Genomic DNA, 17,787 nt, shown 5'->3' with positions numbered 1-17,787 from the left:
AGGCTAGGAGTTGTCCTCCTCCACCACCGGGAAGCGGTGCCAGAGCCCGGCGAGCTGCAGCGGCCGGGCGACCGCGTCCGGCGGCCGGACCAGCACGACGTCGACGGCCCGTGGCTGGCCCAGCTTCTGCAGCTGCACCAGGACCGCCACCCCGCCCGAGTTCATGAACGTCACCTCGGCCAGCCGCAGCTCGATCCGGTGCAGCGGCGCGTGGCTGAGCAGCAGGTCGGTGACCGTGCGGACCAGTGGCCGCCGTGCCACCTCGGTCAGCTCCCCCACCACGGTCACCACCGCGGTGTCGCCCTCCAGGACGGAGGTCACCTGCGGTTCCCCCGGCGCCGGGTGCTCGTCCGGCGCGTGCTTCGGTGCGGTCGTCGGCTCGTCCACGCCCCTCGGGTAGCCGCCAGGGGTGTCCTTCACACGCCCTCGGCGGGAGGGTGCGGTACCGGGCCCTGCAGCCCGGCGGCCCCCAGGTACCCGGCGAGCAGCGCCAGGGCCGCCTGCCGGACCGTGTCGTCGTCCGGCAGGAAGCGCGGCGAGTGCAGCCCGGGCCGCTTGCCCGCCGCGTCCGGCTCGCCCCCGTCGACGCCGAGGAAGAGCATCAGCCCCGGCCGCGCCGCGCAGTAGTGCGCGAAGTCGTCGCTGCCGAACGACCGGAAGGTGTCGTCGACCCCCGCGCCCGACCGCCGCAGCCAGGGCACCGCGGCGGCGGCCAGGTCGGGGTCGTTGATCAGCACCGGGTCGGACTGGTGGACGTCGACGACGGCCGTGCAGCCGTGCGCCGCCGCGGTGTGCCGGGCGACCTCCTCGATGGCGGTGTGCAGCAGGGCGCGGTCCTCGGGCCGCATCGTGCGCAGCCCGCCGCGCGCCCGGGCGGTGTCGGGCACCACGTTGAACGCCGACCCGGCGTCGAGCTGGGTGATCGCGAGCACCGCGCCGACCACGGGGTCCACCCGCGCGACCACCTGGGTGTGCAGCGCCAGCACGACGGCGGCCAGCGCGCGGACGGGATCGTGCGTGGTGTGCGGGTAGGCCCCGTGCCCGCCGCGGCCCTGGACGGTGACGACGACCTCGTCGACGGCGGCGTTGACCGGGCCGGCGGTCGCCGCGACGACGCCCGCCGGCAGCTGCGGCTGCACGTGCACCCCGATGACCGCGCCGACGTCCTCCTCGTCGAGGACGCCGGACTCCGCGACGTCCCGGCCGCCCGAGGGCTCCCCCTCCTCCCGCGGCTGCAGCAGGGCCAGCACCGGCGCCGGGCCGCCCACCCGGCGCACCGCCCGGCACAGCGCGACCAGCGCGGCCAGGTGCACGTCGTGCCCGCAGGCGTGCATGACCCCGCCGCGCGCCGCCCACGGGACGCCGGTCGCCTCGGTCACCGCCAGCCCGTCGAGCTCCGCCCGCAGCGCCACCGTCGGCGTGCTGCCGGCGAGCACGCGCAGGACCCGGCCGGTGACCCCCGTCGGCCGGCCCTCGCCGACGTCGAGCGCGGCGACGACGGCGGCCGCGGTGTCCTCCTCCTCGCCCGAGCGCCGCGGATCGGCGTGCAGCTCCCGGCGCAGCCGCACGGCCGCCGGGACCTCCTCGACCACGGTGTCCTCGAGCAGCCGGTACCAGGCGGCGAGGGCCGGGTCGCTCACCGCTCGTCGAGCCCGTACGCGCGCACCGCGTTGCCCGCGCCGATCGCCGCCGCGATGCGCTCGGCGTCGGCCGCCGTCCAGTCGTCGTCGGCGATGCCGGCGTCGAGCAGCCGGCCCAGCGCCCGCCGGAAGAGGGCGGTGGAGATCAGGTACAGCTCGCCGAGGCCGAAGGCGTCGGTGGAGAACAGCACCTTGCCGAACGGCGCGAGCTCCAGCAGCTCGGCGAGCAGCGCGTCGGCCCGCCGTCCCACGTTGTGCGTGGCCAGCCCGACGTCGGCGAACACGTGCGGGAAGACCTGGGCGAGGTAACCGGCGTTGCGGTGGAACGGGTAGTTGTGCAGCAGCAGCACCGGCACGCCGGTCGGCGCGGTGGCCCGCAGCAGGTCGGTGAGCAGCAGCGGGTCGCAGCGGTGCAGATCGACGTCGGCGTCGCCGTAGCCGACGTGGAACTGCACCGGCAGCGCGAGGTCGATCCCGGCCCAGACGAGGAAGCGGTGCAGGACCGGGTCGGCGACCCGCGGCCGGGCACCGCCGTCGACCGCCCGGAGCAGCGCGCCGGCCGCGCCGGCCACCTCGGCGTCGGTCGGGCGGGCGCCGTCGAGCGCCAGGCCGACCCGGTAGGCGGCGACCGACTTCACGCCGACGGCACCGGCGCACCGGTCGGCCAGCCGCTGCCGGAACGCACCGGCGAAGGCCCCGGCCGAGCAGCCGCCGGCCAGCACCTCCTCCGCGACCGCCTCCAGCCGGACCACCTCGCGCGCCGAGCCCCCGGCCAGCGCGGCCAGCTCGTCGGGTGCGGTGATCGGCTCGGGCACGTAGCCGGTGTCGACGAGGAACGTGCCGATCCCGGTCGCGGCCACCATCCGCCGGTTGACCTCCGGGGCGCCGAGCTCGGCCCGGCGGGCGAGGTAGGTGTCGATCGGCGCGTGCGGCTCCAGGTCCAGCACGGGGGCGCACCAGCGGCGCAGCGCCAGCCCGATCTGCGAGTCGAACAGCGTGCCGGCCAGCCCGGGCGACTCGGCCTCGGTGAGCATCGCCTCGACCTCGGGGCGGTCGAGGTCGCGCGTGACCAGCCCGTGGCAGTGGTGGTCGACCAGCGGCCCGTCCATCACCGCGTCGCCTCGAGGCCGGCGACCAGGTCGGCGATCAGCTCGGCCGGGTCCTCCAGACCGACCGACAGCCGGATCATCCCGTCGTCGATCCGCGCCGCCCGCCGCTCCTCCGGCGTCAGCGAGAAGTGCGAGGAGTTGAACGGCGTGCTGACCAGCGTCTCCACACCGCCGAGGCTGGTCGCCTCGCTGGCCACCTGCAACCGGCGGATCACCGCGCCCGCCCGCGCGTCGCCGCCGGCGACGGTGAAGGCGACCATCGCGCCGCCGATGTCCGGGTACCGGACGGCGACGACGTCGGGATGCCGGGCCAGTTCCTGGGCGATCCGGGCTGCGGTGGCGCACTGCCGGGCCATGCGCACCTCGAAGGTCTGCAGGCCGCGCCACACCTGGTAGGCCGCGTGCGCGTCCAGGCACGTGCCGAGCGTGATCACCCGGCGCTGCACCTCGCGGACGAGGTCGACGTCCCCGACCACCGCGCCGGCGATGACGTCGGAGTGCCCGTTGAGGAACTTGGTCGCCGAGTGCACGACGACGTCGGCGCCGAGCGCCAGCGGGCGCACGAGGTACGGCGTGGCGAAGGTGTTGTCCACGACGAACCGCGCGCCGGCGTCCCGGGCGATGGCGGCCACCCCGGCCACGTCGGTGAGCTCGAGCTGCGGGTTGGCCAGCGTCTCGGCGTAGACGACCGTGGTCGGACCGCCGGCGACCGCCGCCCGCCAGGCGTCCAGGTCGGCGGCGTCGACCTGGACGACGTCCACCCCCCAGCCGGGCAGGTCGCGGACCAGCAGGTCGCGGGTGTCGCCGTAGACCTGCCGGGCCGCGACCACCCGGTCCCCCGCCCGCACGAGCGTGAGCAGGGTGGTCGCGATCGCGCCCATGCCGGACGAGGTCATGAGCGCGGCGCCGCCGCCCTCCAGCCGGGCCACCGCCGTGGCGGTGACGTCGGCCGTCGGGTTGCGGAAGCGGCCGTACCAGTGCTCGTCCAGGCCGCCGGCCTGGACGTCGGCGTAGGCCTTGTCGTCGAGGTAGTAGGTGACGGAGTGGTGGATCGGCGGGACCACCGGCCGGGTGCGCGGCGTGAAGGCCCGCGACTCCGCCGGGCGGCTCACCGGGCCTCGACCCCTCTCTCCGCGACCGCCTCCTCCTCGCGGGCGCCCAGCTCCGCTTCGGTCAGCGCCGCTCCTGCTCGCCGCGCCGCGCCACCGGCCGCCAGCACCGCGACGATGCAGAGCACGATCCAGGCGGCGGCCACGAGCGGGTTCCAGAACAGCGCACCGTCGTCCGGGGAGGGGAACGGGATGACGTTGCGGTAGAGCGTGTAGCCGAGGACGACCAGCGCCAGGAGGGGGACGACCACCTGCCACATCGGCACGGCGGGCATCCGGCGCTCGACGAAGACCAGCTTGATCGCGCCGATCGTCGTCAGGAGATAGACGACCAGCAGGATCAGCGTGCCGATCGTGCCGGACCACAGGAAGGCGTTGGACGCGTCGCCGCCGCCCGCGATCCCCATCACCAGCAGGATCACGCCCATCACCACCAGCACGAGGACGGCCGCGGCGCCCGGCGTCCCGGCCCGCGTGGTGCCGGCCAACCCGGTCGGGGCCGTGCCCTCGCGGCGCATGTCGCGGGCGAAGGCGAAGGCCAGCCGCGACGCGCCGACCATGCACGCCAGGCAGCAGCCGAAGGCGCTCACCGCCGCGCCGATCGTGACGAGCTCGCCGATCCAGCCCGCGATGTAGTCGCTGCCCAGGTCGCCGACCAGCGAGCCCGAGCCGATCAGCGCCTGGACCCCCGCGTCGTCCGCGCCGAAGCCCATCACCTCGATCGCGGTCACGACCGTGAAGTAGACCCCGCCGAAGATCGCCGTCCACAGGATGGCGCGCGGGATGTCCTTGCGCGGGTGGCGCGCCTCCTCGCCCAGCGTGGCCGCCGCCTCGAAGCCGGCGAAGGAGAGGAAGCCGAAGACCACGCCGAGGAACAGGGTCGAGGTGCCGGTGCCCTCCGGCACGGAGAAGACCGACCAGGTGAAGGTCTGGCCGCCCGGGGCGTTGCCGGCCAGCAGACGCACCAGCACGATCGCGCTGACCACCAGGATGAGGGCGACCGTGACCCCTTCCACGCTCAGCAGCACGCTGGTGCCCCGCCGGGCCGGGGCGATCGTCAGGGCGAGGCAGCCGAGGAGCGCCAGCGCGGCGAGGACGAACGGCGCCCAGGACGGCGCGGTGTCCCACACGCCGAGCGCGACGAGGAAGTCGGTGCCGAAGATGCCGGCCGCGCTCGAGGTGACCACGCCGTAGAAGCAGTACGTGCCGAACAGCGCGAAACCGCTGATCAGGCCGGTGCGCGCGCCCAGTGTGGCGCCGTTGAAGGCGTACACGGAGCCGGCGTGGTGGAAGTACTGGCAGAGCCGGACGAAGCCGTAGGCCACCAGCAGCACGCCGATCGCGGCGAGCAGGAAGGCCAGCGGCACGGCGCGGCCGACGAAGCCGGCCGTGCCCTGCGGGTTGATGTTGGCGGCCATGCTGGGTGCCATCAGCGCCACGGACAGGCCGACGGCCTGCCAGACGGAGAGGCTGCGACGCAGACCGGGGCCGGTGGGCTCGACAGGGGCGTCCGGACGGGACGGCGAGACGGCCATGCGGAACTCCTAGCTCGAGGACAGTTGCGCAGGTCAAGCGGCTGGAGTGTGCTCCCGCAGGTAGCGGGACGGGAAGATCCGTTACGACCTCTTCATCTCAGGAGGCACGAGTGCTGCAGCAGGACGAGCGGGACCGGCGGCGGGCGCAGGCGGAGGACCTGCTGGACGGGCTGCGGGACGCCGGCGTGGTCGGCGTCGTCCTGCCGTGGGTGGACACCAGCGGGGTGACCCGGGTGAAGTCGGTGCCGCTGGCCAAGCTGCCGAGCGCCGCGGCATGGGGCGTCGGGATGAGCCCGGTGTTCGACGCGTTCCTCTTCGACGACTCCATCGTCGCCGGGCGCTTCGCCGGGAGCGCCGTCGGCGACCTGCGGCTGCACCCTGACCTCGACCGGCTCACCGTGCTGGCCGGGCAGCCCGGCTGGGCATGGGCGCCGGTCGACCGCTACGACCAGGACGGCGCGCCGCACGTGCAGGACTCGCGGCTGCTGCTGCGCCGCGTGGTCGACGAGCTGGACGGCGACGGGCTCACCGTGCAGGCCGCGTTCGAGACCGAGTGGGTAGTGGGGCTCGCGGGCCACGACGACTTCGTCCCCGGGCTCTCCGGTCCCGCCTACGGGATGACCCGGCACGTGGAGGTCTCCGACTACGCGCGCGACCTGCTGACCGCGCTCGCCGCGCAGGGCGTCGCGGTCGACCAGTTCCACCCCGAGTACGCCGCCGGCCAGCTGGAGCTGTCGGTCGCCGCGGAGGACCCGGTGGCCGCGGCCGACACGACCGTGCTGGTCCGGCACACGATCAAGGCGGTGAGCGCGCGGCACGGGATGCGCGCGTCCTTCTCCCCCAAGGTGCTCGCCGACGGCGTCGGCAACGGCGGGCACGTGCACCTGTCGCTGTGGCGGGACGGCGTGAACCTGATGAGCGGCGGTTCCCGGACCTTCGGTCTCACGTCTGACGGCGAGGCGTTCATCGCTGGACTGCTCGGCCACCTGCCCGGCCTGCTCGCCGTGGGCGCCCCGACGGTGGCGTCCTACCTGCGGCTGATCCCGTCGCACTGGGCCGGCGCGTTCGCCGTCTGGGGGCTGGAGAACCGGGAGGCCGCCGTCCGCTTCGTCACCGGGCCCTCCGGACACCGGCAGGCGGCGGCCAACGTGGAGGTCAAGAGCTTCGACGCCGCGGCCAACCCCTACCTGCTCATGGCCGGCCTGCTCGCCGCCGGCCGCGCCGGCCTGGCCGCCGGGGCGACGCTGCCCGACCCGGTCGGGGTCGACCCCGCGACCCTGACCGAGGAGGGACGGCGGGAGGCGGGGATCCGGCCGCTGCCCTCGTCGCTCGACGAGGCGGTGCGCGCCTTCGAGCAGGACGACGTGCTGACCGGGGTGTTCGGCGAGGAGCTCGCGGCGACGATCGTCGACGTGCGGCGCGGGGAGATCGCAGCGCTGGAGGGCCGGTCGCCGGAGGAGGTGGCCGCCGCCCTGCGCTGGGTCCACTGAGGAAGTTCCTGCTCAGCGGGCCGAAACTGTCGGACCCCGTCCCTAGGTTGGGGTCATGCAGCGGACGGCGGGCACCTCCACGGTGGAGGGCTTTCTGGTCGACTGGGTGCGGACCCGGCCGGCGCCCGAGCCGCGGCTGCCGGTCTCCTGGCTGACCGCGGAGCAGAAGGCCGCCGAGCTGCAGCGGCTGCAGGGCGAGCGGGCCCGGCTGGCCGCCCGGGAGGCGGACGTGATGCTGGGGTTCGCCGCCGACCGCCCGGAGGACGACGACCCTTCGGAGGACCATCCGGGGGCGCGGAGCCGGGACTGGCGGCAGACCGAGCCGGAGTTCCCCGGGATCAGCGAGTCCTGTCCCGACGAGCTGGGCCTGGTGCTCGGCGTGGGCCGGGGCACCGCGGCGCCCAAGCTGCGCCGGGCCTGGACCTGGCGGCACCGCCTGCCGGCCACCGGCGCCGCCCTGCCGCGCGGCGTGCTGGATGAGCGGCGGGCGCAGATCCTCGCCGACACCCTGGAACACACCCGCCCGGCGCCGGCCGCCCGGGTGGAGGCCGTGGTGCTGCCCGAGGCCGCCGGGCTGGGCTTCGCCGCGGTCAAGCGGCGCATCCTCGAGGTGCTGCTCGACCTCGACCCCGCGACGGCCGACGAGGGCCGCGCGCTGGCGGAGCGCAACGCCGATGTGTTCGTCGAGCCCGGCCCGGACGGGCGGGCCACCCTCGGCGCCGACCTGCCGGCCGAGGAGGCCGCCGAGGGCGTCGACTTCCTCAACACCCTGGCCCAGCAGGCCAAGGCCGACGGCGACCCGCGGCCGATCGGGCAGCTGCGCGCCGAGCTGTTCTCCCTGCTCGTCCGCGGCGCCGCCATCGGCGCCGCCGGCGCCCGGGCCAGCCTGACCATCACCGCCGCGCTGGAGACGCTGGAGGGCGCCAGCACCGCCCCGGCCGAGGTCAACGGCTACGCCATCACCCCCGCCCACCTCCGTGACCTGCTGCGCCGGATCGGCGCGCTGGGTCTGCACACCCCCGAGGGCGGGTCGCTGACCTTCGCGACCACCGACGCGACCGGCCGGCTGCTCGCCACGGTGAGCCGGGAGCAGCTGGAGAGGCTGGTCCGCCGCGGCGACGGGCTCAACCCGCCGGCGGCCACCGAGACCTACACCCCGACCGGCGCGCAGCGGGAGTTCCTCCGCATCCGCGACCGCACCTGCCGGATGCCCTACTGCGGGCAGCGGGTCGGCCGGGCCGACCACGACCACGTCGTCGCCCACTCCCGCGGCGGGCCGACCGACTGCACCAACCTGTGCTGCCTGTGCCGCACCCACCACCGGCTGAAAACCCTCTTCCGCGGCTGGCGGTTCGCCATGGACCCCGACGGCACGCTGCACGTCACCACCCCGTCCGGCGTCACCCGCACCACCCGACCGTGGGCGATGCGCCGGCGACCACCACCGCCGCCACCGCCCGACCCGGCCGACGACCCGCCACCGTTCTGGCGACGGAAGGACATGTCGGCTCGTCCCCAGGCCGCTGGGACAGCCCATCCCCCCTCCGAGATGCGCGCTCTCGTGGCTTCCGTTGCCGGATAGCCACGACATCGCGCATCTCGGAGGGGTGGCCACCGAGTCGCCCTGAATGGGCCGCAGAGGAACACCGGCTGCCTCGCCGGTAGGGCGGCTCCAGGGCTATCCGTACCTATCGCTGCTGTCGGCGGGCGATGACGACGAGGACGCCCAGGACGACGGCCAGGGGCACCCACGACGGCAGCCCGAACGGCCCCAGCAGGAGTTGTGCCAGGAACAACACGAGCTGGAAGGCGAGCCAGAAGGCCACCAGGATGGCTACCCAGAACAGCACGGGCCGCTCCATCTGCAAACGGCGCAGGTAGTCCATCAGTCCTCCAAGATCATGGCATCCGGTCACGCGGTGCTCGGCCGGCTCGGGCCCTCCCACACATCGGCTGCGGGAGACGGCAAGTGAAGTCCACGGTCGATCCGGCCAACGCCCCGCCGACGGTACGACGTTCCCACCTCGACCGACGCCGGCGGAACAAGTTTCGACGACGGCATGTTTACACGGACGCCCGTTGGAGGTAATCTCTAGTTGCCGCTAGAGGTTAACCCTCGGGCAGCGAACTGAAGAACTCTCACAAGGAGGTTGCACAGCCATGGCCATGCTGACCGCCTACGACCCGTTCTCCGCCACCAACAGCGCCTTCCGGCTGCTGGACCAGCTCGGGCGGATGGGCAGCGGCACGGCCCGCCCGCTCTCCGGCATGCCGATGGACGCCTACCGGGTCGGCGACAACTTCGTCGCCCACTTCGACCTGCCGGGCGTCGACCCGGGCTCGATCGACCTGTCGGTGGAGGGCAACACGCTCACCGTGAGCGCCGAGCGGTCGGTACCCCAGCTCGAGAACGCCGAGTGGACCATCGCCGAGCGGCCCTACGGCAGCTACACCCGGCAGCTGGTCCTCGGCCGCAGCCTCGACACCGACCGGCTCGAGGCGAGCTACCACGACGGCGTGCTCACCGTGAGCATCCCCGTGGCCGAGAAGGCGCGCGCCCGGAAGATCCAGGTGACCCGAGCCGACTCGTCGTCGTCGGTGGAGCACCGCACCATCGAGGGCGAGTCCGACAAGAAGGCCGTCGAGGCCTGAGCCACGGCGGGCGCACGAGGGGTCGGTCCCACCGGGGCCGGCCCCTCGGCCTATCCCCAGGAACAGGAGGGCTTCCATGTCCGAGGACCCGCTGGACCGGCTGGACGACCCGGACTTCCCGGCCCTCACGATGAGCCAGGCCGCCGAGCTGCTGGGCGTGCAGGCCGCGTTCCTGCGCAGCCTGGACGCCTCCGGCGTCCTGCAGCCGCACCGCTCCCCCGGCGGCCACCGCCGCTACTCCCGCCAGCAGCTGGCCGTCGCCGCCCGCATGCGCGGCCTGCTCGACGACGGACACTCCCTCGCCTCGGCCGAGACGATCGTCAACCTCCAGGACCAGCTCGCCGAGGCCCGCGCCGACGTCGCCCGCCTCGAGGCCGAACGCGACGACCGGGACCAGCGCGGTTCGACGCGCACACCCTAGGGGGGTATGGTTTCTGTCGACGACCGCGGGAGGCGCCCGCGGCGCGGCAGGAGGACCGAGTGTCGATCGACGAGTCCGGCACCGCACCGGCCCACCACGGCTACATCTCCAAGAAGGCCGACTACCTCACCCGGCTCCGGCGGATCGAGGGTCAGGCCCGCGGCCTGCAGCGCATGGTCGAGGACGAGAAGTACTGCATCGACATCCTGACCCAGGTCTCGGCGATGACGAAGGCCCTGCAGTCGGTCGCGCTCGGCCTGCTCGAGGAGCACCTGAGCCACTGCGTCGTGTCGGCCGCCGCGGCCGGCGGCCCCGAGGCGGACGAGAAGGTCCGCGAGGCGGCCGACGCCATCGCGCGGCTCGTCCGCTCCTGACCACCCCTCGAGAGGAAGCACCCCAGCATGAGCACCACCAGCTACACCGTCACCGGGATGACCTGCGCGCACTGCGTCACCGCGGTCACCGAGGAGGTCGGTGCCCTGCCCGGCGTCACCGCCGTCGAGGTCGACCTGGAGTCCGGTGCGCTGACCGTCACCAGCGACGCGCCGGTGGACGACGCCGCGGTCGCCGCCGCCGTCGACGAGGCCGGCTACGCGCTGGCCGGCCGCTGACCCCTGCCATGAGCACCGTCGTCAAGTTCGCCGCGTTCGCCGTGGGGCTGGTCACCGTCTTCGGCGCCGCCCTGGGCGTCGGCGCGGCGGTCGGCCCGGTCGGCTCGCCGCCGGCCGCGGCGCACGCGGACGACGGGGCGCACGCCGACGACGGGGGCCACGCGTCCGCCGGACCGGCCGCGGTGCCGGCAGGCCTGGCGGTCTCCGACGGCGGCTACACCCTCGCCCTCGCCGGCGACCGGCTGCCCACCGGTCCGGCCGTGCCGCTGGCGTTCCGGGTCCTCGGACCGGACGGCGCCCCCGTCACCGCATTCGACGAGAGCCACGAGCAGCGACTGCACCTCATCGCCGTCCGGCGCGATCTGACCGGCTACCAGCACGTGCACCCGGCCCTGGCCGCCGACGGCACCTGGACCACTCCCCTGGCGCTGACCCCCGGGAGCTGGCGGATCCTGGCCGACTTCGTGCCGACCGCGGACGGCGAGAAGCGGGTGCTGGGCGCCGATCTCGCCGTCCCCGGTGAGCTCGCGCCCGCCGCCCTGCCGGCGCCGTCGCGCACCGCCGAGGTCGACGGCTACAGGGTGACCCTGGCCGGCGACCTGCATCCCGGCGAGGAGTCCCGGTTGACCTTCACCGTCGCCCGCGACGGCGCACCGGTGACCGACCTGCAGCCCTACCTCGGCGCCGCCGGGCACCTCGTCGTGCTGCGCGCCGGCGACCTGGCCTACCTGCACGTGCACCCGGACGACGACGCGCTCTCGTTCGCCGCCACCGCCCCCACGGCGGGCAGCTACCGGCTGTTCCTGGACTTCCGGCACGGCGACGTCGTCCGGACGGCGGAGTTCACCGTGGAGGCGTCCCGTGGCTGAGCAGACCACCGAGCTGCTGATCGGCGGGATGACCTGCGCGTCGTGCGCCGCCCGCATCGAGAAGAAGCTCAACCGGCTCGACGGCGTCACCGCCACGGTCAACTACGCGACCGAGAAGGCGAGGGTCAGCTACGCCGACGGGGTCACGACCGACGACCTCATCGCCACCGTCGAGAGGACCGGCTACACCGCGGCACTGCCCGCGCCGCCCGAGCCCGATGCGCCGCCGGCGGAGGACGACCCCGTCCGGCCGCTTCGCACCCGGCTGCTGGTCTCGACCGTGCTGAGCGTCCCGGTGATCGCGATGGCGATGGTGCCGGCACTGCAGTTCGAGTACTGGCAGTGGCTGTCGCTGACGCTGGCCGCGCCGGTCGTCGTCTGGGGCGGGCTGCCGTTCCACCGCGCCGCGTGGACCAACCTGCGGCACGGCGCGGCGACCATGGACACCCTCGTCTCGCTCGGCACGCTGGCCGCCTTCGCGTGGTCGCTGTACGCGCTGTTCTGGGGCAGCGCCGGCTCGCCCGGCATGACGCACCCGTTCGAGCTGACCGTCGAGCGCACCGACGGCGGGGCGACCATCTACCTCGAGGCCGCCGCCGGGGTGACAGCGTTCCTCCTGGCCGGGCGGTACGCCGAGGCGCGCTCCAAGCGGCGGGCCGGGGCCGCGCTGCGCGCGCTGCTGGAGATGGGCGCCAAGGAGGTGTCGGTCCTCCGCGAGGGCACCGAGCGGCGCATCCCGGTCGAGCAGCTGGCGGTGGGCGAGGAGTTCGTCGTCCGGCCGGGCGAGAAGATCGCCGCGGACGGCGAGGTGACCGAGGGCTCCTCCGCCGTGGACGCCTCGATGCTGACCGGGGAGTCGGTGCCGGCCGAGGTGGGGCCGGGCGATCCGGTCGCCGGCGCGACGGTCAACGCCAGCGGCCGGCTCGTCGTCCGGGCGACGCGCGTGGGTTCGGAGACGCAGCTGGCGCAGATGGCGAGGCTGGTCGAGGAGGCGCAGAACGGCAAGGCCGAGGTGCAGCGCCTGGCCGACCGCATCTCCGGCGTCTTCGTGCCGGTCGTGCTGGCGCTGGCGGTCGCGACGCTGGGCTTCTGGATCGGCGCCGGCGCGGGCCTCTCGGCCGCGTTCACCGCCGCCGTCGCCGTCCTGATCATCGCCTGCCCGTGCGCGCTGGGGCTGGCCACGCCGACGGCCCTCATGGTCGGCACCGGGCGCGGCGCGCAGCTCGGCATCCTGATCAAGGGCCCGGAGGTGCTGGAGTCCACGCGGCGGGTGGACACCGTCGTCCTGGACAAGACCGGCACGGTCACCACCGGGCGGATGACCCTGCAGGACGTCGTCCCGGCCCCCGGGGAGGACGCCGGCGAGCTGCTCCGCGTGGCCGGCGCGCTGGAGGCGGCGTCGGAGCACCCGATCGCGCAGGCGGTGGCCCGTGCCGCCGCCGAGCGCGGACTGCTGCCGGCCGTGGAGGGCTTCGCCAACCGCGAGGGCCTCGGCGTGCAGGGCCGCGTCGAGGGCCGGGCGGTGCTCGTCGGCCGGCCGCGGCTGCTGACCGAGCCGTTGCCGGAGGTCCTCGACGCCGTCCGCCGGGACGCCGAGGCGGCCGGCCGCACGGCGATCGCGGTGGCCTGGGACGGCGCGGCCCGCGGCGTGCTCGTCGTCGCCGACGCGGTCAAGCCGACCTCGGCGACCGCCGTCCGGCAGCTGCGCGACCTGGGCCTGCGGCCGGTGCTGCTGACCGGCGACAACCAGGCGGCCGCGCGGTCGGTGGCCGCGGCCGTCGGCATCGACGAGGTGATCGCCGAGGTGCTGCCGAAGGACAAGGTGGACGTCGTCCGCCGGCTGCAGGCGGAGGGGCGCACCGTGGCGATGGTCGGTGACGGCGTGAACGACGCCGCCGCGCTAGCGCAAGCCGACCTCGGGCTGGCGATGGGCACCGGCACCGATGTCGCGATCGAGGCGTCCGACCTGACCCTGGTGCGCGGCGACCTGCGGGCCGCCGCCGACGCGATCCGGCTCTCCCGCCGCACGCTGACGACGATCAAGGGCAACCTGTTCTGGGCCTTCGCCTACAACGTGGCGGCGCTCCCCCTGGCCGCGGCCGGGCTGCTCAACCCGATGATCGCCGGGGCGGCCATGGCGTTCAGCTCGGTGTTCGTGGTGACCAACAGCCTGCGGCTGCGCGGGTTCGCGCCGCTGCCGGAGAACCGCGACGCGACCACACCCCTGCCGTCCGGTCGCGTGCGCAGGCCGGTCGCCTCCTGACGGGACGGTCGGCAGCGGCTGACAGCATCGCCGTCATGACGACGACCGAGCGCAGCATGCCCCCGCTGGCCGCCGACGAGCGCGCGACCCTGGAGAGCTGGCTGGACTTCTACCGGGCCACGCTGGTCATGAAGTGCGACGGGCTCGCCGACGACCAGGTGCGGACCACATCGGTGCCGCCGTCGCCGCTCACGCTCCAGGGGCTGGTCCAGCACATGGCCGAGGTGGAGCGGAACTGGTTCCGCCGGGTCCTGGTCGGCGAGCAGGTCCCGCCGATCCACGACCCGGCCGCCGACCCGGACGGTCCGGACGGCGGGTTCGGGCTCGGCGACGACGTCCCGTTCGCCGACGCCCGGGCGACCTGGGAGGGCGAGGTCGCCCGAGCCCGCGCCAACTGCGCCGCCCGCGGCCTGGACCAGACCAGCCCGTTCATGGGCGGCGAGGTGACCCTGCGCTGGATCTACACCCACATGATCGCCGAGTACGCCCGCCATGCCGGCCACGCCGACCTGCTCCGCGAGCGCATCGACGGGGCCACCGGGGTGTGAGGCGACCTCACTCCCTCCGGCCGGCCAGCCACAGCGCGAAACCAACCACCAGGATCAGGACCGCGACGATCCCGGCGATGAGGAAGTCCAGCGTCGTCATCAGCCGACCTCTGCCTTCTGCGAAGTGACGGCGGGCAGGGTCGGACTGTTCAACCGCCGGCTGGCACGGACCTGGCCGGAACCTAGCCGCGAGCTGTGAGACGGCGCGGTCCCCGAACTGCCTCAGCCGTGCTCGTGGCCTGAGTCGACGACGCAGAAGCGGTTGCCCTCCGGGTCGGCCAGGACGACGAAGTCCGGGTCCTCGGGGTAGTCGCGCCAGTCGACCCGCACCGCCCCGAGCGCGACCAGCCGCTCGACCTCGGCGGCCTGCTCCGCGGCGCTCGGCACGTGCAGGTCCAGGTGCAGCCGCGGCCGCTCCTGCGGGGGCGTCTCGCTGCGCTGCAGCGCGATCCGGGGGCCGGGGGCGCCGTCCGGTGGCTCGAGCACCGTCGCCCAGCCCCCGAAGCCGTCGCGGCGCACCACGTAGCCGAGCGCCCGGGTCCAGAAGGCCGCGGCCCGCTCGACGTCCTCGACGCCCACGGCGACGACACCCACGGTCAGCACAGCCGCATCGTGGCACCCGCTACAGGGCGGCGGGGAGCAGCAGCAGGGCGGTCGGGACGAGCAGGAGCAGCGCCGCGGCGGCCAGCGCGGTCAGGCGAGCGGCGGCGGCGAGCGGGCGCGGCGGCTCGAGCAGCCGGACGACGCGCGCCCCCGCCCCGCTGCCGCCGACGGCCAGCGCCCCGGCGGGCACACCTCCTCCCCCGGTGCCGCCGGCGGCCGCGACGATCGCCCGGGCCAGGGTGCGGCGGGAGCCGTCGGGCAGCAGCCGCAGCGCGACGTCGTCCGCGCGCATCTCGACCAGCTGGCGCACCGAGGCGTGCGCCCGCGCCGCCGCCGGCAGCACCGGCAGCGCCGCCTCCCAGGCGACGAACGGCAGCAGGAGCAGGTGGTGCCGCTCGCGCAGGTGCGCCCGCTCGTGCGCGACGACCGCGGCCAGCTGGTCGTCGTCCAGCTCCGCGACCATCCCGGAGGACAGCACCAGCAGGGGCCGGGCGCCGGGGATGCAGAACGCCACCGGGGCCGGGTGCTCGAGCAGCCGGGTGTCCGGCAGCGCGGCTGGCCGCACGATGAGCTCCAGCAGGTCGCGGTGCCGCCGGCGAGTGCGGGCGGTGCGCACCCACGAGAGCAGCAGGACGCCGAGCAGCTCGGCGGCGAGCACGCCGGCGAGGGTCAGCGTGACCCAGTGGTCGCCGCGCACCGGTTCCGTCGCGGGATGCCCGCGCAGCACCGCCCAGGCCGCCTCGGGCAGCGAGTGCCCCCACGGCGCCAGGCTGTGGACCAGCAGCGCGCCGATGATCGACAGGCCGCCGGCCAGGCCGATCGCCTGCCAGCACACCAGTGCGACCAGCGGGTCGCGCCGCGGCCACCCGGCGCGGGCCAGGACGGCGGGTACCGGCCAGGCCAGCAGCGCCGCGAGGGTTGCCAGCGCGGCCGCGGTAGCGGGCAGCATGCCGGTCAGCCGCCCGCGAGCAGCTCGCGCAGCAGCCGGGCCTCGTCCTCGCTGACGCTGCCGACGAAGCGGGCGAGCACCGCCTGCCGGTCGGCGGCCTGGCCGAGCACCTCGTGCATCAGCTCGGCGGCGTGGTCCTCGCGGCTGGCCCGGGGGGAGAACCGGCGCGGCCGGGCGTCGTCGTGGACGACGAAGCCCTTGTGCTCGAGCCGGCTCAGCACCGTGTGCACGGTGGTCAGCGCCAGCCCGCGGTCGGCGAGGGCGTCGCGCAGCTCGGTGGCCGCCACGGGGCCGTCCTTGGCCCACAGCCACTCCATCACCGCGCGCTCCAGGTCACCGAGCGAGGCCACGGGCCCTCCTGTCCGACAGATCACACCACGCATCTTCTACGTCATGTAGAAAAACTGTCTTCTACGCGGCGTAGAAAGAACACGTCGATCGTACGACAGAGGGAGACCCCGCGGTGGACGTGCTCGACATCGCCCGCTGGCAGTTCGGCATCACGACCGTCTACCACTTCCTGATGGTCCCGCTGACCATCGGCCTGGGGCTGCTGGTCGCGGTCATGCACACCCTCTGGCTGCGGACGAGCAAGCCGGAGTGGCTGCGGATGACCCGCTTCTGGGGCCGCATCTACCTGATCAACTTCGCCCTCGGCGTGGCCACCGGCCTGGTGCAGGAGTTCCAGTTCGGCCTGGCCTGGAGCGAGTACTCCCGGTTCGTCGGCGACGTCTTCGGCTCGCTGCTGGCGATGGAGGCGCTGCTCGCCTTCTTCCTCGAGTCGACGTTCCTCGGCCTGTGGATCTTCGGCTGGGACCGGCTGCCCAAGAGGCTGCACCTCGCCGCGCTGTGGGCCGCGGTGATCGGCTCGGTGGTCAGCGCGTACTTCATCATCGCGGCCAACTCGTGGATGCAGCACCCGGTCGGCGTGACGCTGACCGAGGACGGCCGGCCGCGCCAGGTCGACTTCCTCGCTGTCCTGACCAACAACACCGCGCTGGCCGCGTTCAGCCACGCGGTCGTCGCGGCGCTGATGGTCGCCGGCGCCCTGCTGGTCGGCATCGGCCTGTGGCACCTGCGCCGCCGGGCGCTGGCCGGGCGATCCACGACCGAGGTCGACCACCAGGTGTGGCGCCGGTCGGTGCGGCTCGGCGGCTGGGTGTCGCTGGCCGCGTTCCTGCTGGTGGCGCTGACCGGCGACTGGCAGGGCAAGCTCATGTACGAGCAGCAGCCGCTGAAGATGAGCTCGGCCGAGGCACTGTGCGAGACCGAGGCGCCGGCGCCGTTCTCGGTCTTCGCCTTCGGGAAGCTCGGCTCCAACGAGTGCGACGACGTCCACTCGATCACCGTGCCGGGGCTGCTGTCCTTCCTCGCGCACAGCGACTTCTCCACCGCCGTCCCCGGGGTGAACGACCTGCAGGAGCGCTACGCCGAGGTCTACGGCGCGACCTATCCCGACGACCCGTCGTTCGGGGACAAGGCCGGCGAGCCGATCGACTACAGCCCGGTGCTCGCCGTGACCTACTGGAGCTTCCGGCTGATGATCGGCATGGGCGCGGTCTCAGCCGCGGTGGCCGCCTACGCGCTGTGGGCCACCCGGCGCGGGCGGGTGCCGACGTCGCGGATCGGCGTCCACGGCGCGCTGCTCGCCGTCGGCGCGCCGTTCGTGGCGAACGCGACCGGCTGGATCTTCACCGAGATGGGCCGCCAGCCGTTCGTCGTCCACCCGAACCCGGACGTGCCGGTCGGCGAGCAGGTCTGGTTCTTCACCGCCCAGGCCGTCTCGCCCGGCATCAGCGCCGCCGAGGTGTGGACGTCGCTGATCGCGCTGACCGCCGTCTACGGCGTGCTGGCGGTGATCGAGCTGTTCCTCATCACCCGGTTCGTGCGGAAGGGCGCCGCCCCGGGCGACTCCCCCACCCCCGGCGAGCCTCCCGAGGGCACGCCGGAGTCCGACGACGTCCTCTCGTTCGCGTACTGAGGAGCCC

The 17,787-nt window shown here is 74.5% G+C and carries 19 protein-coding genes; 10 read left to right on the top strand and 9 right to left on the bottom strand.

Going from position 1 to position 17,787, the window contains the following annotated elements:
• Positions 1-3: 3 nt before the first annotated feature.
• From ACWIYF_RS09510 to ACWIYF_RS09490, 5 genes are read right to left on the bottom strand one after another with little or no spacing between them, the layout of a single operon-like run.
• Positions 4-387 carry an STAS domain-containing protein gene (locus ACWIYF_RS09510; protein ID WP_448627877.1) on the bottom strand — a complete coding sequence of 128 codons (384 nt, stop codon included), beginning with the start codon at positions 385-387 and terminating at the stop codon, positions 4-6.
• A 29-nt stretch (positions 388-416) separates the two neighbouring features.
• Positions 417-1,640, bottom strand: coding sequence for a M20 metallopeptidase family protein (locus ACWIYF_RS09505; protein ID WP_448627876.1), 1,224 nt, complete (start codon positions 1,638-1,640; stop codon positions 417-419).
• A complete protein-coding gene (locus ACWIYF_RS09500; protein WP_448627875.1) occupies positions 1,637-2,749 on the bottom strand; it encodes an amidohydrolase family protein in 1,113 nt (370 codons plus the stop codon). The genes ACWIYF_RS09505 and ACWIYF_RS09500 overlap by 4 nt, the downstream gene beginning before the upstream one ends.
• Positions 2,749-3,861, bottom strand: a complete 1,113-nt coding sequence (locus tag ACWIYF_RS09495; RefSeq protein ID WP_448627874.1) for a trans-sulfuration enzyme family protein — start codon at positions 3,859-3,861, stop codon at positions 2,749-2,751. The genes ACWIYF_RS09500 and ACWIYF_RS09495 overlap by 1 nt, the downstream gene beginning before the upstream one ends.
• Positions 3,858-5,393, bottom strand: coding sequence for an APC family permease (locus tag ACWIYF_RS09490; protein ID WP_448627873.1), 1,536 nt, complete (start codon positions 5,391-5,393; stop codon positions 3,858-3,860). Before ACWIYF_RS09490 ends, ACWIYF_RS09495 begins: the two co-directional genes overlap by 4 nt.
• A gap of 110 nt (positions 5,394-5,503) precedes the next feature.
• Between ACWIYF_RS09490 and ACWIYF_RS09485 the strand changes: the two genes are divergently transcribed.
• Together ACWIYF_RS09485 and ACWIYF_RS09480 are read left to right on the top strand one after the other, a co-directional pair.
• The gene (locus ACWIYF_RS09485; protein ID WP_448627872.1) at positions 5,504-6,883 is read left to right on the top strand and encodes a glutamine synthetase; all 1,380 of its coding nucleotides are present in this window, start codon (positions 5,504-5,506) and stop codon (positions 6,881-6,883) included.
• Positions 6,884-6,938: 55 nt separating this feature from the next.
• Positions 6,939-8,465, top strand: a complete 1,527-nt coding sequence (locus ACWIYF_RS09480; protein ID WP_448627871.1) for a DUF222 domain-containing protein — start codon at positions 6,939-6,941, stop codon at positions 8,463-8,465.
• A 106-nt stretch (positions 8,466-8,571) separates the two neighbouring features.
• Here the strand turns inward: ACWIYF_RS09480 and ACWIYF_RS09475 are convergent, their stop codons facing one another.
• Positions 8,572-8,769: a hypothetical protein gene (locus ACWIYF_RS09475; RefSeq protein WP_448627870.1), complete on the bottom strand. Its 198-nt coding sequence runs from the start codon at positions 8,767-8,769 to the stop codon at positions 8,572-8,574.
• A 274-nt stretch (positions 8,770-9,043) separates the two neighbouring features.
• Between ACWIYF_RS09475 and ACWIYF_RS09470 the strand changes: the two genes are divergently transcribed.
• The 7 genes from ACWIYF_RS09470 (at position 9,044) to ACWIYF_RS09440 (ending at position 14,247) form a co-directional block, all read left to right on the top strand.
• Positions 9,044-9,535 (top strand): Hsp20/alpha crystallin family protein, encoded by a 492-nt coding sequence (locus ACWIYF_RS09470; protein WP_448627869.1) that lies wholly within the window; start codon positions 9,044-9,046, stop codon positions 9,533-9,535.
• A 76-nt stretch (positions 9,536-9,611) separates the two neighbouring features.
• Positions 9,612-9,956 (top strand): MerR family transcriptional regulator, encoded by a 345-nt coding sequence (locus ACWIYF_RS09465; protein WP_448627868.1) that lies wholly within the window; start codon positions 9,612-9,614, stop codon positions 9,954-9,956.
• 65 nt (positions 9,957-10,021) lie between these two features.
• Positions 10,022-10,330: a metal-sensitive transcriptional regulator gene (locus tag ACWIYF_RS09460; RefSeq protein WP_448628739.1), complete on the top strand. Its 309-nt coding sequence runs from the start codon at positions 10,022-10,024 to the stop codon at positions 10,328-10,330.
• A gap of 27 nt (positions 10,331-10,357) precedes the next feature.
• On the top strand, positions 10,358-10,567 hold the full coding sequence (locus ACWIYF_RS09455; RefSeq protein WP_448627867.1) for a heavy-metal-associated domain-containing protein: 210 nt from the start codon (positions 10,358-10,360) through the stop codon (positions 10,565-10,567).
• An 8-nt stretch (positions 10,568-10,575) separates the two neighbouring features.
• Entirely contained in the window at positions 10,576-11,436 is an 861-nt protein-coding gene (locus ACWIYF_RS09450; RefSeq protein WP_448627866.1) for a hypothetical protein, read from the top strand.
• A 28-nt stretch (positions 11,437-11,464) separates the two neighbouring features.
• Positions 11,465-13,699: a heavy metal translocating P-type ATPase gene (locus tag ACWIYF_RS09445; RefSeq protein WP_448628738.1), complete on the top strand. Its 2,235-nt coding sequence runs from the start codon at positions 11,465-11,467 to the stop codon at positions 13,697-13,699.
• Positions 13,700-13,734: 35 nt separating this feature from the next.
• Positions 13,735-14,247 (top strand): DinB family protein, encoded by a 513-nt coding sequence (locus ACWIYF_RS09440; protein ID WP_448627865.1) that lies wholly within the window; start codon positions 13,735-13,737, stop codon positions 14,245-14,247.
• A gap of 222 nt (positions 14,248-14,469) precedes the next feature.
• Here the strand turns inward: ACWIYF_RS09440 and ACWIYF_RS09435 are convergent, their stop codons facing one another.
• Genes ACWIYF_RS09435 through ACWIYF_RS09425 form a run of 3 tightly spaced genes read right to left on the bottom strand, consistent with a single transcriptional unit; the run spans position 14,470 to position 16,149 of the window.
• Positions 14,470-14,850, bottom strand: a complete 381-nt coding sequence (locus ACWIYF_RS09435) for a VOC family protein (RefSeq protein WP_448627864.1) — start codon at positions 14,848-14,850, stop codon at positions 14,470-14,472.
• A gap of 19 nt (positions 14,851-14,869) precedes the next feature.
• Entirely contained in the window at positions 14,870-15,799 is a 930-nt protein-coding gene (locus ACWIYF_RS09430) for a M48 family metalloprotease (RefSeq protein ID WP_448627863.1), read from the bottom strand.
• A gap of 5 nt (positions 15,800-15,804) precedes the next feature.
• Entirely contained in the window at positions 15,805-16,149 is a 345-nt protein-coding gene (locus ACWIYF_RS09425) for a BlaI/MecI/CopY family transcriptional regulator (RefSeq protein WP_448627862.1), read from the bottom strand.
• Positions 16,150-16,262: 113 nt separating this feature from the next.
• Here ACWIYF_RS09425 and ACWIYF_RS09420 point away from each other — a divergent pair, with 113 nt between their 5' ends.
• Positions 16,263-17,780 carry a cytochrome ubiquinol oxidase subunit I gene (locus ACWIYF_RS09420; RefSeq protein WP_448627861.1) on the top strand — a complete coding sequence of 506 codons (1,518 nt, stop codon included), beginning with the start codon at positions 16,263-16,265 and terminating at the stop codon, positions 17,778-17,780.
• Positions 17,781-17,787: the final 7 nt, after the last annotated feature.

The organism is Geodermatophilus sp. URMC 64 (assembly GCF_053502555.1).
The sequence above is the reverse complement of the archived record's forward strand: the minus strand, read 5'-3'. Positions and strand labels throughout refer to the sequence as shown.

Coding starts and splice junctions, on each gene's coding strand:
- ACWIYF_RS09445 (WP_448628738.1), top strand. CDS start 11,465: ATGACCTGCGCGTCGTGCGCCGCCCGCATCGAGAAGAAGCTCAACCGG.
- ACWIYF_RS09500 (WP_448627875.1), bottom strand. CDS start 2,749: ATGGACGGGCCGCTGGTCGACCACCACTGCCACGGGCTGGTCACGCGC.
- ACWIYF_RS09455 (WP_448627867.1), top strand. CDS start 10,358: ATGAGCACCACCAGCTACACCGTCACCGGGATGACCTGCGCGCACTGC.
- ACWIYF_RS09475 (WP_448627870.1), bottom strand. CDS start 8,769: ATGGACTACCTGCGCCGTTTGCAGATGGAGCGGCCCGTGCTGTTCTGG.
- ACWIYF_RS09480 (WP_448627871.1), top strand. CDS start 6,939: ATGCAGCGGACGGCGGGCACCTCCACGGTGGAGGGCTTTCTGGTCGAC.
- ACWIYF_RS09465 (WP_448627868.1), top strand. CDS start 9,612: ATGTCCGAGGACCCGCTGGACCGGCTGGACGACCCGGACTTCCCGGCC.
- ACWIYF_RS09440 (WP_448627865.1), top strand. CDS start 13,735: ATGACGACGACCGAGCGCAGCATGCCCCCGCTGGCCGCCGACGAGCGC.
- ACWIYF_RS09470 (WP_448627869.1), top strand. CDS start 9,044: ATGGCCATGCTGACCGCCTACGACCCGTTCTCCGCCACCAACAGCGCC.
- ACWIYF_RS09430 (WP_448627863.1), bottom strand. CDS start 15,799: ATGCTGCCCGCTACCGCGGCCGCGCTGGCAACCCTCGCGGCGCTGCTG.
- ACWIYF_RS09490 (WP_448627873.1), bottom strand. CDS start 5,393: ATGGCCGTCTCGCCGTCCCGTCCGGACGCCCCTGTCGAGCCCACCGGC.
- ACWIYF_RS09450 (WP_448627866.1), top strand. CDS start 10,576: ATGAGCACCGTCGTCAAGTTCGCCGCGTTCGCCGTGGGGCTGGTCACC.